This is a genomic window from Streptomyces sp. NBC_01515, assembly GCF_045040345.1.
Classification (GTDB): Bacteria; Actinomycetota; Actinomycetes; order Streptomycetales; family Streptomycetaceae; genus Streptomyces.
This window is the reverse complement of the sequence record NZ_CP109416.1, coordinates 6534223-6560386: the sequence shown is the minus strand read 5'-3', so window position 1 is coordinate 6560386 and position 26164 is coordinate 6534223. Positions and strand designations below refer to the sequence as shown.

20 protein-coding genes and 1 pseudogene are annotated in these 26164 nt (G+C 70.5%); 7 read left to right on the top strand and 14 right to left on the bottom strand.

Annotated elements, in window-relative coordinates; all coding sequences use genetic code 11:
* Positions 1-229 precede the first annotated feature (229 nt).
* Positions 230-1111 (bottom strand): formyltetrahydrofolate deformylase, encoded by an 882-nt coding sequence (gene purU, locus OG407_RS29705; protein WP_405862681.1) that lies wholly within the window; start codon positions 1109-1111, stop codon positions 230-232.
* A gap of 298 nt (positions 1112-1409) precedes the next feature.
* Positions 1410-1910 carry an SCO4402 family protein gene (locus tag OG407_RS29700; protein WP_026150474.1) on the bottom strand — a complete coding sequence of 167 codons (501 nt, stop codon included), beginning with the start codon at positions 1908-1910 and terminating at the stop codon, positions 1410-1412.
* Positions 1911-2027: 117 nt separating this feature from the next.
* Between OG407_RS29700 and OG407_RS29695 the strand changes: the two genes are divergently transcribed.
* Positions 2028-3338 carry an ABC transporter substrate-binding protein gene (locus OG407_RS29695; RefSeq protein WP_405862679.1) on the top strand — a complete coding sequence of 437 codons (1311 nt, stop codon included), beginning with the start codon at positions 2028-2030 and terminating at the stop codon, positions 3336-3338.
* A 34-nt stretch (positions 3339-3372) separates the two neighbouring features.
* On the opposite strand, the gene OG407_RS29690 is transcribed toward OG407_RS29695, so the two are convergent.
* Positions 3373-5184: a hypothetical protein gene (locus OG407_RS29690; protein ID WP_405862677.1), complete on the bottom strand. Its 1812-nt coding sequence runs from the start codon at positions 5182-5184 to the stop codon at positions 3373-3375.
* Positions 5185-5384: 200 nt separating this feature from the next.
* A complete protein-coding gene (locus OG407_RS29685; protein ID WP_403582600.1) occupies positions 5385-6770 on the bottom strand; it encodes a transcriptional regulator in 1386 nt (461 codons plus the stop codon).
* A gap of 256 nt (positions 6771-7026) precedes the next feature.
* Between OG407_RS29685 and OG407_RS29680 the strand changes: the two genes are divergently transcribed.
* The 3 genes from OG407_RS29680 (at position 7027) to OG407_RS29670 (ending at position 10127) form a co-directional block, all read left to right on the top strand.
* On the top strand, positions 7027-7689 hold the full coding sequence (locus OG407_RS29680) for a bifunctional DNA primase/polymerase (RefSeq protein ID WP_327403258.1): 663 nt from the start codon (positions 7027-7029) through the stop codon (positions 7687-7689).
* 63 nt (positions 7690-7752) lie between these two features.
* Positions 7753-8523, top strand: coding sequence for an ABC transporter ATP-binding protein (locus tag OG407_RS29675; protein WP_405862675.1), 771 nt, complete (start codon positions 7753-7755; stop codon positions 8521-8523).
* Entirely contained in the window at positions 8520-10127 is a 1608-nt protein-coding gene (locus tag OG407_RS29670; protein ID WP_405862673.1) for a transporter, read from the top strand. Before OG407_RS29675 ends, OG407_RS29670 begins: the two co-directional genes overlap by 4 nt.
* A 307-nt stretch (positions 10128-10434) precedes the next feature.
* Here the strand turns inward: OG407_RS29670 and OG407_RS29665 are convergent, their stop codons facing one another.
* Both OG407_RS29665 and OG407_RS29660 read right to left on the bottom strand, forming a co-directional pair.
* Positions 10435-11292, bottom strand: coding sequence for an alpha/beta hydrolase (locus OG407_RS29665; RefSeq protein ID WP_365305786.1), 858 nt, complete (start codon positions 11290-11292; stop codon positions 10435-10437).
* A 597-nt stretch (positions 11293-11889) separates the two neighbouring features.
* Positions 11890-12582 carry a metal-dependent transcriptional regulator gene (locus OG407_RS29660; RefSeq protein WP_019057324.1) on the bottom strand — a complete coding sequence of 231 codons (693 nt, stop codon included), beginning with the start codon at positions 12580-12582 and terminating at the stop codon, positions 11890-11892.
* Between the two features lie 260 nt (positions 12583-12842).
* Between OG407_RS29660 and OG407_RS29655 the strand changes: the two genes are divergently transcribed.
* The gene (locus OG407_RS29655) at positions 12843-13598 is read left to right on the top strand and encodes an SIS domain-containing protein (protein WP_403582592.1); all 756 of its coding nucleotides are present in this window, start codon (positions 12843-12845) and stop codon (positions 13596-13598) included.
* 56 nt (positions 13599-13654) lie between these two features.
* On the opposite strand, the gene OG407_RS29650 is transcribed toward OG407_RS29655, so the two are convergent.
* The gene (locus OG407_RS29650) at positions 13655-15076 is read right to left on the bottom strand and encodes a PAS domain-containing protein (protein WP_405862670.1); all 1422 of its coding nucleotides are present in this window, start codon (positions 15074-15076) and stop codon (positions 13655-13657) included.
* Between the two features lie 270 nt (positions 15077-15346).
* A pseudogene (locus tag OG407_RS29645) lies at positions 15347-15794 on the bottom strand (GNAT family N-acetyltransferase).
* A 301-nt stretch (positions 15795-16095) separates the two neighbouring features.
* Between OG407_RS29645 and iscB the strand changes: the two are divergent.
* Positions 16096-17754 carry an RNA-guided endonuclease IscB gene (gene iscB, locus OG407_RS29640; protein ID WP_405862669.1) on the top strand — a complete coding sequence of 553 codons (1659 nt, stop codon included), beginning with the start codon at positions 16096-16098 and terminating at the stop codon, positions 17752-17754.
* Positions 17755-18029: 275 nt separating this feature from the next.
* Here the strand turns inward: iscB and pdxH are convergent, their stop codons facing one another.
* Entirely contained in the window at positions 18030-18710 is a 681-nt protein-coding gene (pdxH, locus tag OG407_RS29635; protein ID WP_405862667.1) for a pyridoxamine 5'-phosphate oxidase, read from the bottom strand.
* Between the two features lie 232 nt (positions 18711-18942).
* Here pdxH and OG407_RS29630 point away from each other — a divergent pair, with 232 nt between their 5' ends.
* Complete coding sequence (locus tag OG407_RS29630) at positions 18943-20055, top strand: citrate synthase 2 (protein ID WP_405862665.1); 1113 nt, start codon at positions 18943-18945, stop codon at positions 20053-20055.
* Between the two features lie 75 nt (positions 20056-20130).
* On the opposite strand, the gene OG407_RS29625 is transcribed toward OG407_RS29630, so the two are convergent.
* The 5 genes from OG407_RS29625 to OG407_RS29605 form a co-directional block, all read right to left on the bottom strand.
* Positions 20131-20748 (bottom strand): TetR/AcrR family transcriptional regulator, encoded by a 618-nt coding sequence (locus tag OG407_RS29625; RefSeq protein ID WP_405862663.1) that lies wholly within the window; start codon positions 20746-20748, stop codon positions 20131-20133.
* On the bottom strand, positions 20736-21473 hold the full coding sequence (locus OG407_RS29620) for an enoyl-CoA hydratase family protein (protein WP_405862661.1): 738 nt from the start codon (positions 21471-21473) through the stop codon (positions 20736-20738). The genes OG407_RS29625 and OG407_RS29620 overlap by 13 nt, the downstream gene beginning before the upstream one ends.
* Entirely contained in the window at positions 21470-23038 is a 1569-nt protein-coding gene (locus OG407_RS29615; RefSeq protein ID WP_405862659.1) for a 4-coumarate--CoA ligase family protein, read from the bottom strand. Before OG407_RS29615 ends, OG407_RS29620 begins: the two co-directional genes overlap by 4 nt.
* A 71-nt stretch (positions 23039-23109) precedes the next feature.
* Positions 23110-24240, bottom strand: a complete 1131-nt coding sequence (locus OG407_RS29610; protein ID WP_405862657.1) for an acyl-CoA dehydrogenase family protein — start codon at positions 24238-24240, stop codon at positions 23110-23112.
* Positions 24241-24309: 69 nt separating this feature from the next.
* Entirely contained in the window at positions 24310-26163 is a 1854-nt protein-coding gene (locus tag OG407_RS29605) for a biotin carboxylase N-terminal domain-containing protein (protein ID WP_405868674.1), read from the bottom strand.
* Position 26164: the final 1 nt, after the last annotated feature.

Sequence of the window (26164 nt, the reverse complement as noted above, 5' to 3'; positions counted from 1 at the left end):
CCCGCGCCCCTTAGGGATCCGGTTCGTCGTTGACTGCGGGAAGTTCGTGGTTGCTCGCGCCGTTCCCCGCGCCCCTTAAACGCACCGCCCGTTTCGAAGGGGCGCGGGGAACTGCGCGACCAGCCCCCACCGGCCCACAGCCGAACGCGAAACCCCTTAGGGGCGCGGGGAACTGCGCAACAAGCCCCCACTCACCCGCAGCCGCCCCCGAATCAGCAGCCCCGCACTCCTAGGCGAACACGACAGTCCGGCGCCCGTTCAAGAGGATCCGGCGCTCGGCGTGCCACTTGACCGCTCGCGCCAGCGCCTGGCACTCCACGTCGCGTCCGACCGCCACCAACTGGTCCGGTGTCACGTCATGCCCCACCCGCTCGACCTCCTGCTCGATGATCGGGCCCTCGTCGAGGTCGGCGGTGACATAGTGCGCCGTCGCTCCGATCAGCTTCACACCCCGCAAGTGAGCCTGGTGATACGGCTTCGCGCCCTTGAAGCTCGGCAGGAAGGAGTGGTGGATGTTGATGATCCGCCCGCTGAGCGCCTTGCAGAAGTCGTCGGAGAGGACCTGCATGTAGCGCGCGAGGACGACGAGTTCGACGTTCTCCTCGCGGACCAGGTCGAGAACCTGGGTCTCCGCCTCGGCCTTGGTGTCCTTCGTCACCGGGATGTGGTGGAAGGGGATGTGGTACGACTCCACCAGTTCCGCGAAGTCCGTGTGGTTGGACACCACCGCCGCGATCTCCACCGGCAACGCCCCGATCCGGGCCCGGAAGAGCAGGTCGTTCAGACAGTGCCCGAACTTGCTGACCATGAGCACGACCCGCATCCGGTCCGCGGCCCGGTTGATCTGCCAGTCCATGTGGAAGGAGTCACCGATCGCCGCGAAGCTCGCCCGCAGCTTCTCCACCGTCACCGGCGACTCCGCCGAGAAGTGGACGCGCATGAAGAACAGTCCCGTGTCGTGGTCGCCGAACTGCTGGCTGTCCTCGATGTTGCAGCCGGTCATGAAGAGGTAGCTCGACACGGCGTGCACGATGCCCTGTTTGTCGGGGCACGACAGGGTGAGGACGTACTGGTCGGCGGCTGCCGCGGCGGCGGTGGACTGGGCGTTCATGCAGGACAGGGTCCCATACCCCCCTGAGCGGAGGCACCGCCGTCCGCCACCCGGACCCCCTCAGGGGCGCGGGGCCGTATCGATATGCGGCTCCGCCGCGTGGGCGCGAGCAACCACGACGCACCGGAAGCCGACGACGAACCCGAACCTCCTCAGGGGCGCGGGGAACTGCGCGACCAGCCCCCACGCACCCGCAGCCCCCGACGAACCCGAAACCCACCCCTACATCCGGCTCGCCCCGCAACCAGGCGGCACCCCACCCCGCCCTACGCGAACCCGCCGCGCACGCGAACCCGCCCTACGCGGACCGCGTGATGATCTGCAGCACCTCAAGCGTCCGCGGCGGCGTATCCGGATCGTCCCCGTCGCTCACCGCCATCCGGACGTGCGCGTCGCGCGCCGCCCGTACCGCGTCCGGCCACGCCTCGTGGTCGACGTACACGGAGACGTGGGCGTCCGGGCCGACCTGGTGCATGATCCGCAGGACGCGCAGGACGGCGGTGTCCACGAGGGCCGCCTCCTGGGAGTCGCGGAAGATCGTGCCGACGTACTTCTCGGCGGACCAGTTGTCGAGCCAGGTGTCCTCGACGAGGCGGTAGACGGCGTCGGTGACGTCCCCGTACCCGTCGACACCGGCCAGCCAGACGTTCTGCTGGAACGCCGGATCGGAGAGCATGTGCAGCGCGGAACGCACGTTGCTGCGCCAGCGCCACCAGGGCATGTCGTTCAGTGGCATGCCGCCCATGGTGGAGGAGCGACGGGGGCGACGGGAAGAGTTCTCCGAACCTTGCACGGTCATCGATCGTACGTTCCTCGTCACACACACAGGAACGCCCCCCGTAATTCACCCCGGCGTCACCACTTGTTGACCCGGAGTCACACCCGGGTTTGTGGTGTGGCGGAAGCGTGTCTGTCCATGACAGGCAGGCGACGCAACCGCAGCACCTTCCTCCCCACCCTCACCCGGCCCGTCAGAGCGACCGTCCTGTCGGCGGTCGCCCTGGGGGCATGCGCGTCGCTCGTGGCCGGCTGCGGGGTCGTCCGCGGCGTCACGGGGGGCTCCGGGGACGGCTCGATCACCGTCATGACCTGGGCGCCGTGGGACACCAACGCGACCAACAAACCGGGCATGCCCGCGATGGCGACGGCGTACGCGAAGTGGATCAACAAGCACGGCGGGATCAACGGCCGCAAGCTCAAGGTCCTGACCTGCAACGACCACAACAGCAGCGTGGCCGCGGCGAAGTGCGCCCGGCAGGCCGTGCAGGAGAACGTCGTCGCGGTCGTCGGTTCCTACAGCGAGTTCAGCGACTCGTACTTCGCCCCGCTGGAGGGCGCCGGCATCCCGTACATAGGCGGCTACGGCGTGACGACCGAGGAGTTCACCCGCGCCCTGTCCTACCCCGTCAACGGCGGCCAGCCCGCGCTCCTGGCGGGCCTCGGCAAGGAACTCGGCCCGGCCTGCGGCCCGGTCACCCTCGTACGGCCCGACTCCATCGCCGGCGACGACCTGCCCCCGCTGCTGAACGCCGGGCTCGCGGCGGGCGGCCACGCCGCGGCGACCGACCAGCTCGCGGCCGACGACGCCACCGAGTACTCCAGCCAGTCGACACGCGCCCTGGAGAGCGCGAGCGGCGGCTCGGGCAAGGAGGGCTGCGTGGTGCCCTCGCTCGGGGACCACACCGACACCTTCATGGACTCCTTCCGGCGCGACCGCCAGGACTATCCCGCGGTGCACGCCGCGACCGTGCTCGGCAGCGTCGACCAGACCGAGATCAACTCGACGGGCGGGCAGTCCGGGCCGTACGAGGGGTCGTACATCACGGGCTGGTACCCGGTCGCGAGCGACGCCCGCTGGGACCCGATGAAGAAGGCGATCAACGAGGTGGCCTTCGGCGACAACCGCATCGACCCCGCGGACGCGGGGGTGCAGACCACCTGGATCGCGTACACCGCGTTCAAGACCGTCGTGAACTCGCTCGGCAACGGTGACATCACCGCCGACACCGTACGGCGCGCCCTCGACGACGGCGTGAAGGTCAGCACGGGCGGGCTCACGCCGACGCTGCAGTGGAGCCCCCGCGACGACAACCTCGCCTCGGTCGGCCTGGCCCGGCTGGTGAACGCGAACGTGACCCTTCAGGTCGTACGGAAGGGCGTGCTGGTGTCCGCGAAGAAGGGCTTCTTCGACATGACCAACACGTTGGACAGCGCGGACCTCGACTGAGATCCGCGCTGTCGGGAGTGCCTGTCCGGAGGGCTCAGAGCTGGGTCGGCTGGCGCTGGGTCAGGCCGTAGGTCTTCGCGATCGTGTTCCAGAGGGCGGCGGCCTTGACCTTCTGGTTGCTGGCGACGCCGCTCGCCGCGTTGCCGGCCGCGGTCTGGCCGGTGGTGCGGGCCTGGCCCTTCTTGCAGCCGTGCTTGCCGGCCGCCTGGTCGGCCCAGGTCGCGTAGTGGTTGTCCGCCGACGCGGAGGCCTTCCACGCGTTGGTGAGCGCGGTCGTCAGGGCCGCGTTGTCCGGCAGCTTGTCGACCGTCAACTGCGAGAGTTTGGTGACCAGTTCACCACGCTGCTTGGCCGCGTTCCGCAGGTCGGAGGCGGAGTCGCCGAGCTTGTCGCAGGCCTTCACATTGCCCACGGCGTTGATCACCGAGGCACGGCTGCTGCCGCTGTCGGCGAGCAACTTGTCCAGGGCGACGGCCTGTTGCTTCGCGGCATCGGTGCCCGCCGACGAGGAACCGTCCGTCGCGGCCGAGGTGGCGGCCACCGTCTTGTTGCTGTCGTCGCTCTTGCCGCCGCCCCCGCTGAGCAGCGCCCCCGCGCCGACCCCGAGGATCGCGATACCGACCCCGACCCCGGCGATCAGCGGTACCCGCGAACGGCGCCCGCCCCGGCCGCCGTCGTCACCCTGCGCCCCGCGCCGACCGCCGCCGTCCCCGGGCGGGGCGTACGAGGGCTGTGCGTACGACGGCTGCGCGTACGGCGGTTGGGCCTGGCCGTAGCCCTGCTGCCCCTGCTGCCCCGGCTGGCCCTGCTGCTCGGCGCGCGGCGGCTGCTGGAAGCGGGGCATCTGCTGCGTGGACGCGGCGGGCTGCTCGCCCCCGGCGTCGTTGCGGAAGAGGTTGTCGAACTCGGCGGGCGGCTGCCGGTCGTCCGGCCCGGCCCCGTACCCGGGAGCGGCACCCTGCGCTGGCACCGGCGGGAGGAACTGCGTGGGCTGCGCGTCGGGGTGGGAAGCCTGCGGCATCGGGCCCGCGGGCATCTCGGGCGGCAGCGCGCCGGGCCCGACGGGCGGGATGTACTGGGTCGCGCCCTCGTCCATCGCGGCCATGCCGGCGGCGGTGACCGGCGGCAGGAACTGGGTGGCACCCTCGTCGCCGGGCACGTTGACCACCTGCGGGATGAACTGCGTCGCCCCCTCGTCGGCGGCCGGCAGCGGGGCGCTCGGGAACGCGCTCGCGGCGGCGGCCGGCAGGGGCGCGGAGGACGTCGGCAGGGGCGCGCCGGAACCGGAAGCGCCGTGTCCGTATCCATAGCCCTGGGCATCGGTGCCGTAGCCCTGGTCGGCGGACCGGGATATCGCGGGCGCCTGCTCGGACGCGTAGCCCGCGCCGACGTACCCGGCGGAGTGCTCCGGGGCGTATCCCGACGCGTACTCCTGTGCGTACGACTGCTGCTGCACGCCGTAGGCCGCGTGCTGGGCGCTCTCCTGGGGCAGGGCGCCCGGCTGGCCGGGGATGCCGTCCTGGGTGCCCCACGGGGACGGAGCGGGCTGCTCGGGCCCGGCGCCCCACTGCTGCGGTTGCTGTTGCGGCTCCTGTTGCTGCTCGCCCCAGCCCTGGCCCGGCGGCGGGGCCGGGGTCCGGTGCTGGTCGTGCTGGTCCGGGCCCCACGACCCGCCCCAGGACTGGCCACTGGTCGGAGGTGCTATCGACGGCTGCCCGCCCGACTGCTGGTCACCGCGTCCGCCCGTCATACCCGGCAGGAGGGGTGCGCCTCCGTCGGAGGGCAGCACGATGCCTTCGCGCGCGGGCCGCGCCGAGGGCTCCTCGCCCTGTCCACTCTGCGTCACCGGGACTCCTACGAATGGGGGACCTACGGGATCGTCGGCTCACGCTACCGGGTACCCCGAGCCCGGTGCCACGCAGCACTGGACCCGACCTGCCATCTTGTGACACCGGTAACACTCCCGGGCCCTCATCCGCTCCAAGTGCCGCTGTACGCACTCCTTTCCGCACCGGAGCGGTGTTCACCTGCTGGTCCCCCCGCCGTTCACGCGGCGGCCTGCAACTCCATCCGTGCCCCGAACTCCCGCACCACCGGCTCGTCCCGGTACGGCTCCAGCCGCTGCTGGAAGTCCTCCAGGTAGTCGGCGCCCCGGTTGGAGCGCAGCGAGCCGAGCAACTCCACTGCTTTCAGGCCCGTGTTGCAGGCCTGCTCGATCTCGCGCTGCTGCACCTGCGCGCTCGCGAGGAGGACGTACCCGATGGCCCGGCGGCGCGCCCGCGACTCGGGGTGGCCGTCCAGGGACTCCTGCGCGGACCGGGCCGCGGCCTCGGCCTGGCCCAGGTCGCGGTGGCAGTGCGCCAACTCGTCGGCCAGATAGGCCTCGTCGAAGTGCGCGATCCACGCCGGGTCGTCCCCGGTCGACGGATCCGCCGCGTCCAGCGCGCTCACCGCGCGCCCCGACGCGAGCTGCGCCGACCGCGCGTCCCCCATCAGGGCGTGCCCGCGCGCCTCCGCCGCGTAGAACATCGCCTCGGCCCGCGGGGTCACGCGCCCACGCGCCCCCTCCTGCGCCGCCCGCGCCAACTGGGCGATCTCACGCGGGTTTCCGAGCTGCGCGGCGAGGTGACTCATGGACGCGGCGAGCACGTACCCGCCGTAGCCCCGGTCCCCCGCGGCCTGCGCGAGGCGCAGGGCCTGGATGTAGTACCGCTGCGCCAGGCCGGGTTGACCCGTGTCGACGGCCATGTAGCCGGCGAGTTCCGTCAACCGGGCGACGGCGGCGAAGAGTTCACGCCCCACGGCCTCCCGGTACGACCCCGCGAGCAGCCCGGAGACGACGCTGTTGAGGTAGTGCACGACGACCGGGCGCACATGCCCGCTGCCGTACTGGTGGTCCAGCTCGCTCAGCGCCTGGGTCATCGCGCGCACGGCCGCCACGTCGGACTGGCCGACGCGCGGCCCCGCCGCACGGGCGACCTGCGAGTCCGGCGAGGAGATCAGCCAGTCACGGCTCGGCTCGACCAGCGCGGACGCGGCGACCGACGAACCGGACAGGAAGTCCCGGCGCCCCACGTCACTGCGCCACAGCTCACACACCTGCTCGATGGCCCCGAGGACGGTCGGCGAGAACTGCAGGCCAACGCCCGACGCGAGGTTCTTGCCGTTGGCCATGCCGATCTCGTCGATCGTGACCGTACGGCCCAGCTTGCGGCCCAGTGCCTCGGCGATGATCGCCGGAGCCCGCCCGCGCGGCTGCTGCCCCCGCAGCCAACGGGCCACGGACGTCTTGTCGTAGCGCAGGTCGAGACCGTGCTCGGCGCCGCACATGTTGACCCGGCGGGCCAGCCCGGCGTTCGAGCACCCCGCCTCCTGGATGAGCGCCTGCAGCCGTTCGTTCGGCTGCCGCGCGACAAGTGGCCTTGCGGCCATGGCGTACCCCCTGGGAACAACCCCTGAAGCGAAAAGATCCGGCCGTGAAGATCAATGCCCAGCGAACATGGCGAAAATGCGAAGCATGCGAGGAATGCCGGGGTAAAACCTGGTGCTCGCCCCACACCTGGCTACCCAACTCCCGCTGTCGTTCCTCCCGCGCGCCCCCGCACATGCCTCCATGCGCCCCAGTTGCGGAATCGATGCCCCTCCCCCGCGCGCGCTACGCCCGTAACTCCAGGTGGGTGCGGGAGTTGTGTTGGGCGTGGAAGAGACGATCGCGGGCACCGAAGCCGCTCAGATTCCGAAGCAGCGCGGGGAATCGCTGCTGGAGACAGCCGTACGCTACGCCGAGGAGCGCCACTGGGACGTCTTCCCCGGCACCTGGCTGGAAGCCGTCGACGGGGTGCAGCACTGCTCCTGCGGCGACCCCGCGTGCGCCGCACCCGGCGCACACCCGGCGCGTGAGGACTGGGCGACGCAGGCGACGGGCAGTGCGACGGTCGCGCGGCGGATGTGGCAGAAGCAGCCGGCGGCTTCGATTCTGCTGCCCACGGGGCGGACGTTCGACGCGATTTCCGTCCCGGAGAGTTCGGGGTTCCTCGCGCTGGCCCGGATGGAGCGCATGGAGTTGACGCTGGGGCCCGTGACGTTGACGCCGGCGCGGCGGATGGAGTTCTTCGTGCTGCCGGGGGCTTCGGTGAAGGTGCCGGATCTGGTGCGGAGGATCGGGTGGGCGCCGGCTTCCCTTGATCTTGTGGTGCTGGGTGAGGGTGGGTATGTGGCCGCGCCGCCCACGCGGTTCGGGTCTCGGGGGGCTGTGCAGTGGGCTTGTCGGCCGACTGCGGCCAACCGTTGGCTGCCGGATGCGGAGGAGTTGATCTCGCCGCTCGCCTATGCGTGTGGACGGGATCGGTAGTTTCGCGAGTGCCGGTTGGGGGTGGCTGGTCGCGCAGTTCCCCGCGCCCCTAGGTTGGCTTCCATGACGTCGGCTGTAAGTGTGCGTGGGCTCTGGAAGCGGTTCGGGCAGCAGGTTGCTGTTGCCGGGATCGATCTCGAACTGCCCGCGGGGAAGTTCATCGGGCTGGTCGGGCCCAATGGAGCCGGGAAGACCACGACCCTCTCCATGGTGACCGGGTTGCTGCGGCCCGATCAGGGGAGTGTCGAGGTCGTCGGGCACGACGTGTGGCAGGACCCCGTGGCCGTGAAGGCGCGGATCGGGGTGTTGCCGGAAGGGCTGCGGCTCTTCGAGCGGCTGTCGGGGCGTGAACTCCTCGGGTACAGCGGGCGGTTGCGGGGGCTGCCCGGTGCCGAGGTCGACAAGCGGGCCACGCAGCTTCTCGACGTGCTCGACCTGGCCGGGGCGCAGCACAAGCTCGTCGTCGACTACTCGACCGGTATGCGCAAGAAGATCGGGCTCGCCGCCGCTCTCCTCCACAACCCCGAAGTCCTGTTCCTGGACGAGCCGTTCGAGGGCGTCGACCCGGTCTCCGCGCAGACCATCCGGGGCGTCCTGGAGCGCTACACCGCCTCCGGCGCCACCGTCGTCTTCTCCTCCCACGTCATGGAACTCGTCGAGTCCCTCTGCGACTGGGTCGCCGTGATGGCCGCCGGCCGCATCCGCGCCCAGGGCACCCTGGCGGAGGTGCGCGGCGAATCCCCCACCCTCCAGCAGGCGTTCCTCGAACTCGTCGGAGCGGGCGCCCGCGACCACAGCTCCGACCTCGACTGGCTGGGCGGCGGCACCCGATGAGCGAGAGCACCGTAACGGCCTCGATCACCCCTGTCGTCGTACGCCTGAAGCTGTCCCTGCTCCGCAACGGTCTACGGCAGTCCGGTGGCCGGCGGGCCGCGTACGTCGCGTCGGCGGTCGTGGCACTGCTGTTCGCCGCGCTCCAGTTGATCGGGCTGATCTCGCTGCGCGGGAACACGCACGCGGCCTCCGTGGTCGTCATCCTGGTGGCGGTGCTGGGGCTGGGCTGGGCGGTGATGCCGGTGTTCTTCCCGACCGGCGACGAGACCCTCGACCCAACTCGCCTGGTGATGCTGCCACTTCGGCCCCAGCCCTTGGTACGAGCGCTGCTGGCGGCCTCGTTGGTCGGCATCGGGCCGCTGTTCACGCTGATACTGCTGCTGGGGTCCGTGATCGCGGTGGCGCACGGCGCCGCCGCGTACGTCACGGCGGTCCTCGCCCTCGTGCTCTCCCTGCTGATCTGCGTGGCCCTCGCGCGGGCGGTCGCCGCGGCCAACATCCGCCTGCTGACCAGCCGCAGGGGCCGGGACCTGGCGGTGCTGAGCGGGCTGGTGATCGCGGTCGGCGTGCAGTTGGTCAACTTCGGTGTGCAGCGCCTGGGTTCGACCGGACTGTCCCAACTCGACGCGCCGGCAGAGGTGTTGCGCTGGGTGCCACCGGCGTCGGCGCTCGGCGCGGTGGACTCGGTGAGCAAGGGCTCGTACGGCCTGGCGACCGCCCAACTGGCCCTGTCCGTGGGAGCTTTGGCAGCCTGCCTGCTCCTCTGGTCGCGCAGCCTGACCAAGCTGATGACGGCACCGGACGGCTCGACGCTCCAGTCCGCGGAACCGGCGGCGAAGGACAAGGCGTCCGCCGGTGGCCTGGCCCGTCTCCTCCCGTCCGGCCGCACCGGAACGGTCATGGAACGCAGCCTGCGCTACGTCTGGCGCGACCCCAAGACCAAGGCGGCGTGGGTGACTTCGCTGGCGATCGGCCTGATCGTGCCGGTGTTCAACGCGTTGCAGGGCACGGGCTCGGTGTACTTCGCGTGCTTCGCGGCCGGGATGCTCGGCATCCAGATGTACAACCAGTTCGGCCAGGACACGTCCGCGTTCTGGATGGTCGCGATGACGATCTCCACGACGCGGGACGCCTACGTCGAACTCCGGGCCCGCGCCCTGGCGTTGCTGGTGATCACCCTGCCGTACGCGGCGCTGGTCACCGTCCTGACGACAGCGCTGCTCGGCGACTGGTCCCGGCTCCCGGAGGTCCTCGGCCTCTCCTTCGCCCTCCTCGGCGCGATGCTCGCGACCGGCGCCTGGACCTCGGCCCGCTTCCCCTACTCCATCCCCCAGGGCACCCACAAGAACGTCGCCCCAGGCCAGGCCGGCCTCGCCTGGATCTCCATCTTCGGCGGCATGATCTCCGCGGCCCTCCTCTGCGCCCCCGTCATCATCCTCACCATCTGGGCGAACGTCAGCGCGGACGGGGACCAGTGGAACTGGGTGCTGTTGCCCGCGGGGGCGGGGTACGGGGCGGCGCTCACGTACGCGGGGCTACGGCTGGCGGCACCCGGGACAGCGAGGCGGCTCCCGGAGATCTTGGCGGCGGTCAGCAAGGGCTGACTCTTCAGCACGGGGTCGGGCGATTCCCACAGAGGCGCGGGAGCGGCACTTCTCGGGGGCGCGGGAGCGGCGCATCTCAGGCGCGCGGGAGCGGCGTTTCTCGGGGGCGCGGGAGCGGCGCTTCTCGGGGGCGCGGGAGCGGCGCTTCTCGGGGGCGCGGGAGCGGCGCTTTTCAGGATCGCGGGGGACGGCAACTTTCCAGCCCACGGGACCTACGGCTTTCAGGGGCGCGGGGAACTGCGCGACCAGCCACAACACACCCGCACCCGCCACACAACAGAGCCCCCCACCCCCCTAGGCGCCCACCTCACACCAGCACCCCATCAAGAAACGGCTCGATAGCCGCCCGCCAGGCCTCGGGCTGGTCGTAGTGCACCAGATGCCCGGCGTCAGCCACCTCCGCATACTCCCCTCGCGGCAGCACCCGCACCATCTCCTGCGCCTCGGCCCGCCCCAACTCCCCGTCAAGCCCCCGAACAACCAGCGCAGGACACTGCACCTGAGCCAGCTCCTCCCAGTGCGCGTCGTACACCCACGTCTCCCGCGACTTCAGCATCTGCTCAGGCTCGAACACCGGACGCCACCCGTCGGCGGACTCGTGCATGACCTCGGCGTAGAACTCCCCCCGGGACGGATTCGGCCGCTCCACCCACGGATCGTCCTCCCCGAACCACTTGCGGACATCCGCAAGCGTGGCGAAGGGAACGGGCCAGGACTCGAACCAGTCGGCCCACTCCCGCTGCGAGGCCGCGCCCAGCGCGGACGCCCGCATGTCGCAGATGATCAACCCCCGCACCAGATCAGGCCGTTTCGCCGCGAGCTGCCACGCCGTGAGCGCGCCCATCGCGTGCCCGATGAGGACGACCGGAGCGAGCCCCAACTGCTCCAGCGCGGCCTCCGCGTCCTCGACGTAGGCCTCGCGGGTGAAGGCCGCCCGGGGCGGCTTCTCGCTCTGGCCGTGGCCGCGCTGGTCGAGGGCGACGGCGCGGTGCCGTTCGGAGAGCCAGCGGGCGGTGGACGCCCAGTGCGAGGCACGGCCCATCAGGCCGTGCAGTAACAGAACTCCGGGTGCCCGCTCGATCTCCCCCGACTTGGGCGGGTCCGCGAACTCCCATGCGGCCAGGCGTACGCCGCCTGCTCCGGTCACGTCGATGCGCCGCGCCATTGGTCCTGGCACCCCCCTAGCTCCGCACGGACCGCTCGCTCCCGCTTCGAGCCCACCGGTCCTGTGAACCACGCTCTGCCGCCTGTGCCGTTTCTTCCTGCCGCCGTCTCTTCTCTCGCTCGTCTCTTCCTACAGCTCATGCCCCGCTGGTTTCATCACCCACAGGTTATCGAATACAGATTCGAAAACACTGTCTCCGGCCGTAACACCCCTCGTTCGAGTGACACGGCTCAAGGAATGATCGGCGCTGCCGAGGGGAGATCTTCAGCGGGAGGCGGACCGCTCGGGGAAACCGGTCCGAAGGGGATGACCTTGAGAGCTCGGGGCTCCGGGTCAGCACAGGGGAGGACAGGCCCCGGCGCCGCACGGCGCCGGGGCCCTCTCCACGTCTACGGCACATCCTCCCGTCCCCCTCACGGTCATATGCCTTACGCGACAGCCTGGCACGCGAAGCGCCGGAGCGCTGCGATTCAGCGCACTGAATCTCGGATTGGCCGAGTTCGCCGACGCCCCCGCCGGAACGCCACAACTACCCCTCGCGCCCCGCGAGTTGAACTACCCGCAGCTCAGCGCTCGGCCCACCCCTCGACCCTCGGCTCAGCGCTTGGCCACGAACACGTGCGAGGCGATCTCCGACTCCAGCTCGGCCGCCTCACCGCCGCTGCCCACCAGCACCCCGCCCGCCGACTCCGTCACGCTCACGACCGAGCCGGGCTGCACGCCCGCGCGCCGGAGCGTGTACATCAGCTGCGCGTCCGTCTGGATGGGCTCGCCGATCCGCCGTACGACGACGGTCTTGCCGTCGACACCCGGGTCGAGGTCGGCCAGCGACACCATGCCCTCGTCCAGGAACGGGTCCGCCCCGTCCTTCTCGCCCAGCTCCTCAAGCCCGGGGATCGGATTGCCGTACGGCGACTCCGTGGGGTGGCGCAGCAGCTCAAGGACGCGGCGCTCCACGGCCTCGCTCATCACGTGCTCCCAGCGGCAGGCCTCGGCGTGCACCTGCTCCCACTCCAGGCCGATCACGTCGACGAGCAGACACTCGGCGAGCCGGTGCTTGCGCATCACGCGCGTGGCGAGCCGGCGGCCCTCGTCGGTCAGCTCCAGATGGCGGTCGCTGGCCACGGCCACCAGGCCGTCGCGCTCCATGCGCGCCACCGTCTGGCTCACCGTCGGGCCGCTCTGGTCGAGCCGCTCGGCGATGCGGGCGCGCATGGGGACCACACCTTCCTCCTCAAGCTCAAGGATGGTGCGGAGATACATCTCCGTGGTGTCGATCAGTCCGGACATACGTGCCCCTCGATTACCTCTGCCCGAAGCTCGACGGCTCCGCGGCGCGTGCGCTGGCCCTGGACTCAATTCTGACGCATACCACTGACAACCGTGCCGCGCCGCTGAAACCAGCCGGTTACGGCCACCTGTGGGCCCCTGCGCGGCGGCCCGCCACCCGGGTTCCCCGGCCTTGCCCGCCGTATTGACAGCGCGCTGGTCCAGACCGCACGGTGATCCGCGACACAGCCGCATGGCAACCGTACCGAAGGAGCTTCCGCATGAGCGACCGTACGCCGGCCGGCCAGTTCTTCGACGCCGCGATCACCCTCCTCCAGCGGGTCCGCGACGAAGAGGCCGACTCCGTCCAGGCGGCCGGCACGCTCCTCGCGGACACGGTCGCCGACGGCGGGCGCCTCTTCGCCTTCGGTGCCGGGCACTCCTCCCTCGCGGCCCAGGACGTCGTCTACCGCGCGGGCGGGCTCGCCCTGATGAACCTGCTCACCGTCCCCGGAGTCGTCGGCGTCGACGTCATGCCGGCCACGCTGGGCTCCGCCCTGGAGCGTGTCGACGGCCTCGCGACCGTCGTCCTGGAGACGTCACCGCTGCGCTCCGGAGACGCCCTAGTGATCATCTCGCTGTCCGGGCGCAACGCGCTCCCCGTGGAGATGGCCATGAAGGCCCGCTCCCTCGGCGTCCGGGTCATCGGCGTGACGTCGGTGGCGTACGCCTCGGAGACGACGTCACGGCACTCCTCGGGGACGTATCTGAAGGACCACTGCGACGTCGTCCTCGACTCGAAGATCGCGATCGGCGACGCGGAACTCACCCTCGACACCATCCCGGCCCCCTTCGCCCCCGCCTCCACGGCCGTCACCACGGCCCTCCTCCAGGCGGTCATGGCGACGGCGGCGGCGACCCTGGCCGACCGAGGCATCGAGCCGCCGCTGCTGCGCTCCGGGAACGTGGACGGCGGCCACGAGTGGAACGGCCGGGTGTTCGAGGAGTACCGGGACCGCATCTTCTACCAGTACTGAGCGGCGGCCTGACTGAGCGGCGGCCTAGTAGTGGCTCACTTCTCGCCAGTAGTGGGTCACTTCCTGCCCGCCGCCTCCGCCAGATCCAGCGCGGCGGCGATCCGTACGGCCACATCCTCGGCGTAGATCGAGTCGGAGCGTTCGAACTGGCTGCGCCCGGCGCCCCGTAGGAACGTCACGACGCCCAGGGTCCGCCCCCGGCTGCGCAGCACCGCGCACAGGGCGTGCACGGCGTCCGTGGGCCACTGCCTGACCCGGGCCCACTCGCGGGCCTGCTCGGGCGGGACGGTGCCGATACTGGCCCGCACGGAGCCGACGCGTTCGACGCACTGCAGGGCGGGATGCCCCTCTCCGTAGCGCACGGGCAGTCCGGCGGCGCCGGTGAGGAGGCTGGGGCCGGGTGCCCCCGTGGGCGTAGCGGCGACCCGAATGAGCCGTACGGCCGCCGTACCACTACGTACCCCATCAGCATCGTTCAACGATCCGCCCGCGACCCGGTCGATGAGGGCGTGGTCGGCGAAGCCGGCGAGGGCGAAGTCGAGGTGGACGGTCGCCGCGTCGCGCGGGTCCTCGCACTCGGCGGCGGCGCGGGCGGCGCGGTGCAGTTGCTGGGCACGGAAGCGCAGCAACGACGCCTCCTGCTCCAGCTGCTTGGCCTCGGTGACGTCCTGGAAGAGCCAGCCGACGCCGAGCGGCACCGGTTCCTCGGTGAGCGGCGAGGCGAGCCGCAGGAAGCCACTCCGCCAGCAGCGCCGGAGATTGCCCTCCGGCGTCCGTACGCTCACCCAGATCTCCGCGGGCGCCGGCGGCGCACCTTCGGCGAGCACGTGGGTGAGCGCGGCCTCCAACTCCTCGACCCCTTGGGCGAGCAGCTCCCCCAGAGGCCGCCCGAGCACGGAGGTACGCCCGGTACCAAGAGCACGAGCGGCATGGGAATTGACAACGGCGGGGCGCAAATCGGCATCAACAAGCACAACACCCCAGGAGGCATCCTCAAAGAGGGCCTCGCTCAGGGCAATTGACCGCTCAAGGTCGATCTGGGCATGCACTTCACTGAAGGCGCAGTAGACCCCGGCGGGCTTCCCGTCGGGCCCGCGCACGGCGGCGGACTGGGTCCGCACAAGCACCCGCCCGCCGTCCTTGGTCAGCAGGGCGAACTCGTTGACCTGCCGCCCAGGGGCCTGCATGGCGGACATGAGCCGCCCCTCGACCTCCTCGGCGTCCGCACTCCGTACGGCCCACCCGGCGAGCCCCTGCCGCCCCACGGCCTCGGCCGCGGTCCAGCCCAGGATGCGCTCCGCCTCGCGGTTCCAGTGCGTCAGCACCCCGTCCGCGTCGAACGCGCACAACGCCGCGTCCATCCCGTCCAGCAACGCGGCCAACAGGTCGGATCCACCGACCCCTTCGGGCCCACCGTCCCGCTCGGGCTCGTCGGGACCCAACTCATCGGTGGTCCCACTACGCCGGGAAGCACTCACCTGGACCCCCTGCAGGCTGCGTCCGCGGACACGACGCGTCGGTTCACTCACTCCCCCTCATTGAACTCGAACGTGACGCAGCACACACCGAGTTCCCGCAAGATTGAGGGAATCGTTGTACGACGCCGGTTCGCCTCCGGCTCAACGAACAACCAACAACTCCCCGCGCTACGGACGACGCCGGCTTGAACCTGACCACGGGGTGCCTCTTCCAAACAACCTCGTCGTAGCCGGAGTTGACAGTCCTGCCCTGGCCCACGGAAACCGCGACTACGACCGCAACCGCAGAGTGATCCACAAGTCGGTCTCGCCGTCCAGCACATAGCGCTCGGTCTCGACGAAACCCAGGGCCTCGGCGAACCGCAGCCCGTCCGTGTTGGTGGCCAGGACGACGGTCTCGATCGCACCGGCGCCGAGCGCACGCGCGCGCGCGGCCGTTTCCGTAGAGGGCGGCTCCGTAGCCGCGCCGCCGGAACTCGGGCAGCACGCGCGCGATGACGGTCGCCACCGCGTCCTCGCCCTGCGGGGGCCGCACGGTGGAGCAGCCCACGAGGACATCCCCCAGGTACGCGTTCTCCAGCCGGTTCCGCCCGCTCCGCTCCCGCACCTCGTCGAAGGACATCGCGGCGGGCGGCACGATCAGGTTGTGGACGTGTCGCCAGTCCTGGAGTGAGTCCTCAGCCTCTGGATCCACCGGTTCGATGCGAAGGTCCGTCACCGCTCCCCGCTCCACACGCTGTTCTGTCATGGCAGGACGCTAGGCGAGCAGACCGGCATCTGTGCGCGGATAGCAGGAAGATCGGCTACGCGTTCGACGAATCCGGCCTGTTCGCACGAACGGGCGACTTCTGTTGGATCAAGCCCCGCAGGCAGAACGCGGTCTCTAGCGTCGGTCGCACACTTCGGAAAGGAGGCCACTCGCTCCCCGGGCATCGACCGGAGTCCGCGCCGCCCCGGCGGACGGACGCAGGGTGGCCAGCCCCAGTCATCGCGATCGCAGAGATCAGGGAGGTACCCCGATGACTACGTTTCCCGTGGGCGAGCAGACCCACCAGGCCGTGCTTCCTCAGCGGCCCGCTCTGGAATCCGTGGGAGCAGACACCCCTGGGAGCAGGGACGAAACGGCTCACGGACTCCCCGCCACCGCGCGGGGCACCGTCGGGGAACATGGGCGAGGGGAGACCGACGGGCGCGGTACCAGGGCCCGTAGGCGTCACGCCAAGAGCGCTGCCACGGCGGCGAGGGCGGCAGAGGACCGGAGCGGTGACGCTCCCGAACACCAGCAGTCGTACACGGGCGGGGTCGGCGCGAGCAGGGTCTTCGTGCTCGCCAGGGACGGGCGGCCTCTCATGCCCTGCCATCCGGCCCGCGCCCGCGAACTCCTGGGAAAGGGGCGGGCGGTGGTCGCCCGGCAGGTGCCCTTCACCATCCGGCTGAAGGACCGCGCGCTCGTCGAATCGGAAGTCGACGGAGTGCAGTTGCGCATCGACCCCGGCGCGAAAGGCACCGGCCTCGTCGTCACCGACGAGAAGAAGGAAGTGGGCCAAGAGGGCGCCACCGTCACCGTCAGGCGGGGGCTGTTCTCGATCGAACTCGGGCATCGCGGCGATCAGATCCGCCTGTGCATGCGGCAACGCGCCGGTTACCGGCGCAGACGCCGCTCGGCCAACTGCCGCTACCGAGCGCCTCGTTCGGACAACCGGACCCGTCCCGCAGGATGGCTGCCACCCTCCCTGCGCCACCGGGTCGAGACCGTCCTCTCCCTCGCGACGCGCCTGTGCCGCTACACCCCCGTCAGCGAAGTCCACGTCGAACGCGTCGCGTTCGACACCCATTCCATGAGTGCGGGAAGGCCCCTGTCCGAAGCCGAGTACGGGCAGGGCCCACTCGCCGGAGCCACCGCCCGCGCCTACCTCCGCACCAAGTGGAACAGCGCCTGCGCCTACTGCGACGTGAGCGGCGTACCCCTGAACATCGAGCACCTCAGGCCCCGCAGCCGCGGCGGCTCCGACCGTGTCTCGAACCTCGTCCTCGCCTGCGTCCCCTGCAACGAGGCCAAAGGCAGTACCCCGGTGGAGACCTTCCTCGCCGACCGGCCCGACCGCCTCGCGAGAATCCTCGGACAGGCCAGGGCACCGCTCCACGACGCCGCGGCCATGAACGCGACCCGCTGGCAGCTCACGGAGGCCCTGGGCACCCTCGGCAGGCCCGTACACGCCTGGTCGGGCAGGCGCACGAAAGCCAACCGCGGCGCCATGGGCCTGGCCAAGACACACACCCTGGACGCGTTGTCCGTCGGACGCCTCGACCACGAACGCGGCGACGCGATCGTGCGGTACCCGGAGCGGGTGCTCGTCGCCAAGGCCACCGGGCACGGCTCCTACGCCCGCACGACTCCGGACCGGTTCGGCTTTCCCCGGCTTCGCCGGGCTCGTACCAAGCGGCACTTCGGGTACGTCACCGGGGATCTCGTACGGGCCACGGTGCCCTCCGGCAAGTGGGCGGGCATGTGGACCGGCCGTATCTCCGTCCGGGCCAGGGGGCAGCACAGTCTGGCGACGCCGAGAGGTCGTATCAACGTCTCTCACCGGAATCTGCGGCTCCTCCAGCGGGGCGACGGATACGGATACGGCGGTCGCCCGGAGCCGCCGCCGTCGACATCCCGAAAAAGCGGTTGATCCGTCGCCGAGCGGTTCCTAGTGTGTGGTGCACACGAGAAGGGAGGTGGTTCGGCAGATGTATGGAAACCGGACGCGTGAGGTGACTGCGGGCTAGCGGCCCGTCGCCACACCCAGTGCGGTGCCGGACCCGCACGTGAGACATGCGTGCAGCCGGCCCAATCTCCAGCAGTCACCCGACCCGCGAGCTCGCCGGTACGTCCGGCCGGCTCCCCCGCTGTGAGGCGGAGGGACCTGAGCTCGCGGGTCGTCTGTGTTTCGGGTGCTCTGTGACGTCAGGGGCTCAGGCGGTCCACTCGCCAGGTGGCGGAGGGTTGCGCGGTGTAGCGGAGGCGGTCGTGGAGACGGTTTTCCCGGCCCTGCCAGAACTCGACCGTCTGGGGGGCGATGCGGAAGCCGCCCCAGTGCGGGGGGACCGGGACCTGTTCGCCCTCGGGGTAGCGGGCGAGCAGGTCGGCGTACGAGGACTCCAGTTCGGCTCGGGAGTGGATCACCGCGGACTGGGTGCTGGCCCAGGCGCCGAGTTGGGAGCCGTGCGGGCGGGTGCGGAAGTACGCGGCGGTCTCGTCGCGGCCGGTGCGGCGGGCGGTGCCGGTGACCAGGACCTGGCGGGCCATCGGGTGCCAGGGGAAGAGCAGCGAGACGTACGGGTTGACGCCGAGTTCGCGGGCCTTGCGGGAGTCGTAGTTCGTGTAGAAGACGAAGCCCTGGGCGTCGTAGTGCTTGAGGAGGACCGTGCGGGAGCTGGGGCGGCCGTCGGCGTCGGCGGTGGAGACGACCATGGCGTTCGGCTCGTAGACCAGGTCCTGGAGCGCTGCCTCCTCGAACCAGCGGCCGAACTGTGTCATGGGGTCGGCTGCGAGGTCCTTCTCGTCGAGGCCCTCCGCGCGGTACTGCTCGCGCATCGCGGCGGGGTCGAGGCGGGGATCACGGTCGGTGGGATCGCGGTCGGTCACACGATCATCCTGCCGTACGGCGCCGGGCGGGCGGGGGCGGATGCGTGTAGCCGTCTGCGGTCACGCGGGGTCGCCTGCCCTCGTGGGCCGTCGCCTACGGTCGCGAGTTCGGGTGGCACTCAGTGCCGTAGACCCTCCCCTTGTATGGCACTCGGCGTTATGGTGCTGATGTCTCTATCTTCGGCCCGCGAGTCCTCCGTGACCGTGGAGCCACAGCATGAGGAGCCGCCTGATGTCCGACCTCGACCCCTCCTTTGTACCTGGACTCGAAGGAGTCGTCGCTTTCGAGACGGAGATCGCCGAACCGGACAAGGAGGGCGGCGCCCTGCGGTACCGGGGCGTCGACATCGAGGATCTGGTCGGCCACGTCTCGTTCGGCAACGTCTGGGGCCTGCTCGTCGACGGCGCCTTCAACCCCGGGCTGCCGGCCGCCGAGCCGTTCCCGATCCCGGTGCACTCGGGGGACATCCGCGTCGACGTACAGTCCGCGCTGGCCATGCTCGCGCCCGTGTGGGGCCTCAAGCCGCTCCTCGACATCGACGAGGAGCAGGCCCGCGACGACCTCGCCCGCGCGGCCGTCATGGCGCTGTCGTACGTCGCCCAGTCCGCGCGCGGGCAGGGGAACGCGATGGTTCCGCAGAGTGAGATCGACAAGGCGCACTCGGTCGTCGAGCGGTTCATGATCCGGTGGCGGGGGGAGCCGGATCCGAAGCATGTGGCTGCCGTGGACGCGTATTGGACGTCCGCCGCGGAGCATGGGATGAACGCGTCAACCTTTACGGCTCGGGTTATCGCGTCCACCGGTGCCGATGTCGCCGCCGCGCTGTCCGGTGCCGTGGGTGCGATGTCCGGGCCTCTGCATGGTGGGGCGCCGTCCCGGGTGCTCGGGATGATCGAGGAGATCGAGCGGACCGGGGATGCCGAGGCGTATGTGCGGCAGGCGCTCGACAAGGGTGAACGGTTGATGGGGTTCGGGCACCGGGTGTACCGGGCCGAGGATCCTCGGGCTCGTGTACTGCGGCGTACCGCGCGGGAGTTGGGGGCGCCGCGGTTCGAAATTGCCGAGGCGTTGGAAAAAGCCGCGCTTGCCGAGTTGCATGCGCGGCGGCCTGATCGGGTGCTGGCGACCAACGTCGAGTTCTGGGCGGCGATCGTGCTGGACTTCGCCGAGGTGCCGGCGCACATGTTCACGTCGATGTTCACGTGTGCGCGTACGGCGGGGTGGTCGGCGCACATTCTTGAGCAGAAGCGGACGGGGCGGCTTGTGCGGCCGTCCGCTCGGTATGTGGGGCCGGAGTCACGTGGGCCTCAGTCGATCGAGGGGTTCTCGGATATCGCCCACTGAAGAGGGGGCTGAGGTGTGGGGGCGACTGCGGGCCGGATGTGGCTGGTCGCGCAGTTCCCCGCGCCCCTGAGAACCTCACCCCAAGGCGTGTTCCAGGAGTGCTGCCCATTGGGCTACCACCCGCTGCCGCCTGGCCCTGTCGTCCGTGAGCAGGTTGGCCAGGCCCAAGCCCCTCGCCATGTCCAGGAGACCCTGGACTGTTTCGCGCACCCCCTGCTGGGACTCGTCCGCGTTCAGCAGCTCCACCGCTATGCGGTGAGTCTCTCGGCCCACCTTCGCCTCCAACTCGGTTACCCGGGGGCGGAGTTGGTCCTCGTTCGACGCGGCTACCCAGAGGTGGAGGGCCGCGCGGAACAACGGGCCCGTGTAGAGGTCGACCAACGCCTCGATCACGGCTCGGCGGTCTGCGGCGCCCTGGGGGAAGAGGGAACGGAGTGCCGTGGAGCGTTCCTCGGCGACGTACTCGACCGCTGCCGTGAAGAGGTCCTCGCGGGTGGGGAAGTGGTGTTGGGCGGCGCCTCGGGAGACGCCGGCGCGTTCGGCCACGACGGAGACCGTGGAGCCGGCCCAGCCGTGTTCGGCGAGGCAGGACACGGCGGCTTCCAGGAGGCGTTGGCGGGTGGCGCGGCTGCGGTCCTGCTTGGGTCTGCGGTCGACCGCGCCCGGCGCCGTCGTCGCGCTCACACCACCCATGCGGGATCCCGTCGTTCGAGGAATGCTGTCATCCCCTCGCGGGCCTGCGCGGAGCCGAACAGCCGTGCCGAGAGCGCGGTCAGGTCGGCCGCGTCCCGGTCGAAGGTTTCCAGCACCCTAGCCGTGAGCAGCCGTTTCGTCTCGGCCAGGGCCTCGGGAGCGGCTCGGCGCAGGCCGTCGAGGATCGGTGCGAGGGCCTCGTCCACGTCCTCTCCCGTGAGCGTCAGCAGGCCTGCGCGGGTCGCTTCCGTGGCGTCGAAACGCTCGCCGGTGAGGTAGTAGCGGGCCAGGGCTCGCGGGTCCGTGCGGGGAAGGAGGGGGAGGGAGATGACCGCCGGGGCCACGCCGATCCGTACCTCGGTGAAGGCGAAGGTGGCGGACTCGGTCGCCGCTGCCGTGATATCGCAGGCCGCGAGCAGGCCCAGGCCGCCTGCCCTTACGTGGCCCGTCACTCGCGCGACCACCGGCTTGGGGAGTTCGATGATCTGGCGGAGTACGGCCACCAGGGCGTCCGGGGGTGGCGGGTCCCGTAGGTCCGCGCCCGCGCAGAACGTGTTGCCGGTGTGGGTGAGGACGATCGCCCGTACGTCGGCGTCCTTCGCGCACTCCGTCAGAGCGTCCGCCAACTCGCTTACCAGGGAGGCCGACAGCGCGTTCCTGGTCGCCGGTGAGTCCAGGCTCAGGGTCTCGATGCCACGCGCGCGTGTACGACCGATCACCGTCATGCGCGGCCTCGCAGTTCCCGGCGCAGGATCTTGCCGGAGGCGGCTCGGGGGACGGCCTCGATGAAGCTGACCATGCGGACGCGTTTGTACGGGGCGACGCGTTCGGCGACGTACATCAGGACCTCGCTCTGGGAGAGGTCCAGGGCGGTCTGCTGGCGGACCACGTAGGCGTGCGGGACCTCGTTGTTGGCGTCGTTGTACTCGCCCACGACGGCCGCGTCGGCGATGCCTGGGTGGGTGAGCAGGAGGGCCTCCAGTTCGGCGGGGGCCACCTGGAAGCCCTTGTACTTGATGAGTTCCTTGACCCGGTCGACGACGAACGTCCAGCCGCCGTCGTCCACGTAGCCGACGTCCCCGGTGCGCAGCCAGCCGTCCTGGTCGATCATCGCGGCGGTGTCGTCGGGGCGGCCGAGGTAGCCCTTCATCACCTGGGGGCCGCGGATGAGGAGTTCGCCCGCCTCGCCGATGCCGAGGTCCTTGTCGGGGTCGTCGAGGGAGACGATCCGCATCTCGGTGCCGGCGATGAGTTTGCCTACGGTTCCCGGGGGCGCGGTGGGCATGTCCCGTACGGGGACCACGTGGGTGCCCGGGGAGAGTTCCGTCATGCCGTACGCCTGGCCTACGGGTGGCAGGCCCAGGCGTTGGGAGCAGGCGGCGGCGAGGTTCGCGTCGAGGGGGGCGGCGGCGCTGATGATGTATTTGAGGGACGAGAGGTCGTACTGCGCGACCGCCGGGTGCTTGGCGAGGGCCAGGACTATGGGCGGGGCCACGTAGAGGCCGGTGATGCGGTGGTTCTCGATGGCCGCGAGGAAGGTCTCCAGCTCGAAGCGCGGGAGGACGACGACTGCGGCGCCCTTCCTCAGGGGGGCGTTCATCAGGGCCGTCAGACCGTAGATGTGGAAGAAGGGGAGGACGGCGAGGATGCGGTCGCCGGGGCCAGTGGGGACCGCGGGCTCCAACTGGGCCAGGTTTGTGGCTATTTGACGGTGGGTGAGCATCACGCCCTTGGGGGTGCCCATCGTGCCCGAGGAGTACGGGAGGGCCGCCACGTCCGTCACGGGGTCGATGTCGACCACCGGCTCGGGGGCCGTGGAGCCGAGCATGTCGGCGAGTGAACGGTGTCCCGGCGCGCTGTCGCAGACGAATATCTCCTCGACGCCGCCCGCGAGTTCGGCGGCACGGCGTGCCGCGTCGACGAGTGGTGACAGGGTGACGATCCAGCGGGCCGCCGAGTCGCGCAACTGCTTGGCGAACTCCTCCGGGGTGGCGAGCGGGTGCACCGTCGTGACGGAGGCACCCGCGCGCGTGGCGGCGTAGAACGCCAGGGGGAAAGCGACCGTGTTGGGGCTGTGCAGGGCGAGGACGTCCCCCTTGCGCACGCCCGCGTCCGCGAGGCCGGCCGCGATCCGCCGGTGGAACGCGTCGAGTTGGGTGTACGTGAGCGTGGTGCCGTCCGTGCCGTCCACCAGCGCGGGTTCGTCGCCGAACTCGGCGGCCCGGGCCAACACCGCGTCGTGGATGGGGAGTTCGACGGCCGGAACGTCTGCGTACTCGCTGCGGAACATGGTTCCTCCTGGCGCGGCACTGGGCTTCTGGCGGGCTTCGGGCGGGCCTTGGGCAGGCTTCGGGCCTTGGGTTAGTACGACTTGGGCAGGCCCAGGGTCTGGTGGGAGACGTAGTTGAGAATCATCTCCCGGCTCACCGGAGCAATACGAGCCACGCGCGCGGCAGTTATCAACGAGGCGAGCCCGAATTCCCGCGTGAGGCCGTTGCCGCCGAGGGTGTGCACGGACTGGTCCACCGCTCGCACGCAGGCCTCGCCGGCGGCGTACTTGGCCATGTTGGCGGCCTCGCCCGCGCCCATGTCGTCACCGGCGTCGTACAGGTACGCCGCCTTCTGCATCATCAGGCGGGCGAGTTCGAGGTCGATGTGCGCCTGGGCGAGGGGGTGGGCGATGGCCTGGTGGGCGCCGATGGGGGCGTCCCATACGGTGCGGTCGCGGGCGTACTCGATGGCTCGGGCGAGTGCGTAGCGGCCCATGCCGATCGCGAAGGCGGCGGTCATGATGCGTTCGGGGTTGAGACCGGCGAAGAGCTGGAGCAGGCCCGCGTCCTCGTCTCCTACGAGTGCGTCCGCCGGGAGTCGTACGTCGTCCAGGGTCAGCTCGAACTGCTTCTCCGTGGCCTGGAGTTCCATGTCTATCTGGCGGCGGGTGAAGCCGGGTGCGTCGCGCGGGACGATGAACAGGCGGGGCTTGAGGCGGCCTGTGCGGGAGTCTTCCGTGCGGCCGACTATGAGGGTCGCGTCGGCCAGGTCGACGCCGGAGATGAAGACCTTGCGGCCGGTGAGGAGCCAGTCCGTGCCGTCTTTGCGGGCTGTGGTGGTGATGCGGTGGCTGTTGGAGCCGGCGTCGGGTTCCGTGATGCCGAAGGCCATGGTGCGGGTGCCGTCTGCCAGCGCGGGGAGCCAGGTTTGTTTTTGGGCTTCTGTGCCGAAGCGGGCGATGACCGTGCCGCAGATCGCCGGGGACACGACCATCATGAGGAGGGGGCAGCCGGCTGCGCCCAACTCCTCCAGGACTATGGATAGTTCGGAGATCCCGCCTCCGCCGCCGCCGTATTCCTCGGGGAGGTTGACGCCCAGGTAGCCGAGCTTGGCTGCCTCGGACCAGAGTTGTTCTCGGTCGTAGGTGCGGCCGTGGCGTTTTCCTAGGGCGGAGACGGCTGAACGTAGGGCCTTGTGTTCTTCGGTTTCGGTCGTGGGCATGTGGCTCCCTCGTCGTGGCTGGTCGCGCTCGCGCGGCGGTAGCCGCATATAGATACAGCCCCGCGCCCCTTAGGTGGGCTTGATTACCGCCAATAGGGCGGCTAGCTGTACCTGTTGGCCAGGTACTGCGTTCAGGGCCGTTAGCGTGCCTGTTGCCGGGGCTGTGATCCTGTGTTCCATCTTCATTGCCTCTAGCCACAACAGGGGCTCACCTGCGGTTACTTGGCCTCCTACGGTCAGGCCGTCCGCCACTCTCACCACCGTGCCCGGCATGGGGGCGAGGAGGGAGCCGGGGGCCAGTTGGGCGGCTGGGTCGGGGAAACGAGGGAGGGCGGTCAGGGTCGTCGCGTTCACGTACACCTGGTCGTCGCCGTAGCTCGCGACCTCGAACTTCCTTTGCACGCCGTCCACTTCGAGGACGACTCGACCGGCGTCCGCATGGATGACGCGCACCCCGTCCGCCGTCAGGCCTTCCCGCGTGTGCCGGTACTGGACCTCGTGCTCCTCGCCCGCCATGGTGTAGCGCTTGGTCTGGGGCTGGGAGGGGAGATTGCGCCAGCCGCCTGCTCCGAAGCGGGAGCGGCCGTGGGTGTCGGCGAGGGCTGCGGCGAGGGGGGCGTGCGGGTCGGGGGCTTGTTGGGTGAGTTCCGCGAGGTGGCGGTCGTAGAAGCCCGTGTCCATGTGGGCGGTCGTGAACTCCTTGTGGCGAAGGGAGTTGACGAGGAGGGCGCGGTTGGTGATCGGGCCGTGGATGGTCGTCCGTTCCAGGGCCCCGGCGAGTTTGCGGAGGGCTTCGGCGCGGGTGGGGGCGTGGGCTACGACCTTGGCGAGCATCGGGTCGTAGTGGATGCCTATGGTGTCGCCGTCGGTGTAGCCAGCGTCGAGGCGGACGCCGTTCGGGACGGCTATGCGGTGCAGGGTGCCGGTCTGGGGGGTCCAGTCGTGGGACGGGTCCTCGGCGTAGAGGCGGGCTTCTATGGCGTGGCCGCGCGGGTGCGGGGGGTCGCTTTCGAGGGGCTCGCCTTCCGCGATGCGCAGTTGGAGGGCCACCAGGTCTATGTCGAACACGGCCTCTGTCACCGGGTGTTCGACCTGGAGGCGGGTGTTCATCTCCAGGAAGTGGGCCTTGTTGTCGGGGGAGATCAGGAACTCGACCGTTCCGGCGCCTTCGTAGGCGACCGCGCGGGCGGCGCGTACCGCCAACTCGCATAGTTCTTCAGCCAGTTGATCCGGCAGGCCCGGGGCCGGGGACTCCTCGATGACCTTCTGGTGGCGGCGCTGGAGGGAGCAGTCGCGGGTGCCGAGGGCCCAGACCGTGCCGTGGGTGTCGGCGAGGATCTGTACCTCGACGTGTCGGCCGCCCTCCACGTAGGGCTCGACGAAGACCTCGCCGTCGCCGAAGGCGCTGGTCGCCTCGGCGCGGGCTGCCGTCAACCCGGCTTCCAGGTCCGCGAGTTGGCGTACGACGCGCATGCCGCGACCGCCGCCGCCCGCCGCGGCCTTCACCAGGACCGGGAGGTCGTTCTCGGTGACGTGTTCCAGGGGCGCGATGCCCATCAGTTGCTTGGCGCGGGTCTTGGAGGCCATGGCCTCGATCGCCTCGGGCGGGGGGCCGATCCAGAGCAGGCCGGCGGCCTGGACGGCGCGGGCGAAGTCGGCGTTCTCGGAGAGGAAGCCGTAGCCGGGGTGGACCGCGTCCGCGCCCGCCGCGACGGCCGCCTTCACGATCAACTCCCCTCGTAGATAAGTCTCCGTGGGCGTCGAGCCGGGCAGCCGTACCGTCGCGTCGGCCACGCGTGCGTGGAGCGCGTGCTCGTCGGCGTCCGAGTGGACGGCGACCGTGCGGATGCCGAGTTCGCGGCAGGTGCGGAAGATCCGGCAGGCGATTTCGCCCCGGTTGGCGACAAGGACGGTCGCGATCATG

Bases quoted from the DNA above. Each gene is read 5' to 3' on its own strand.
- purU (WP_405862681.1), bottom strand. From the start codon at position 1,111: ATGAACGCCCAGTCCACCGCCGCCGCGGCAGCCGCCGACCAGTACGTC.
- OG407_RS29700 (WP_026150474.1), bottom strand. From the start codon at position 1,910: ATGACCGTGCAAGGTTCGGAGAACTCTTCCCGTCGCCCCCGTCGCTCC.
- OG407_RS29695 (WP_405862679.1), top strand. From the start codon at position 2,028: ATGACAGGCAGGCGACGCAACCGCAGCACCTTCCTCCCCACCCTCACC.
- OG407_RS29685 (WP_403582600.1), bottom strand. From the start codon at position 6,770: ATGGCCGCAAGGCCACTTGTCGCGCGGCAGCCGAACGAACGGCTGCAG.
- OG407_RS29675 (WP_405862675.1), top strand. From the start codon at position 7,753: ATGACGTCGGCTGTAAGTGTGCGTGGGCTCTGGAAGCGGTTCGGGCAG.
- OG407_RS29670 (WP_405862673.1), top strand. From the start codon at position 8,520: ATGAGCGAGAGCACCGTAACGGCCTCGATCACCCCTGTCGTCGTACGC.
- OG407_RS29665 (WP_365305786.1), bottom strand. From the start codon at position 11,292: ATGGCGCGGCGCATCGACGTGACCGGAGCAGGCGGCGTACGCCTGGCC.
- OG407_RS29660 (WP_019057324.1), bottom strand. From the start codon at position 12,582: ATGTCCGGACTGATCGACACCACGGAGATGTATCTCCGCACCATCCTT.
- OG407_RS29655 (WP_403582592.1), top strand. From the start codon at position 12,843: ATGAGCGACCGTACGCCGGCCGGCCAGTTCTTCGACGCCGCGATCACC.
- iscB (WP_405862669.1), top strand. From the start codon at position 16,096: ATGACTACGTTTCCCGTGGGCGAGCAGACCCACCAGGCCGTGCTTCCT.
- OG407_RS29630 (WP_405862665.1), top strand. From the start codon at position 18,943: ATGTCCGACCTCGACCCCTCCTTTGTACCTGGACTCGAAGGAGTCGTC.
- OG407_RS29625 (WP_405862663.1), bottom strand. From the start codon at position 20,748: ATGGGTGGTGTGAGCGCGACGACGGCGCCGGGCGCGGTCGACCGCAGA.
- OG407_RS29620 (WP_405862661.1), bottom strand. From the start codon at position 21,473: ATGACGGTGATCGGTCGTACACGCGCGCGTGGCATCGAGACCCTGAGC.
- OG407_RS29615 (WP_405862659.1), bottom strand. From the start codon at position 23,038: ATGTTCCGCAGCGAGTACGCAGACGTTCCGGCCGTCGAACTCCCCATC.
- OG407_RS29610 (WP_405862657.1), bottom strand. From the start codon at position 24,240: ATGCCCACGACCGAAACCGAAGAACACAAGGCCCTACGTTCAGCCGTC.
- OG407_RS29605 (WP_405868674.1), bottom strand. From the start codon at position 26,163: ATGATCGCGACCGTCCTTGTCGCCAACCGGGGCGAAATCGCCTGCCGG.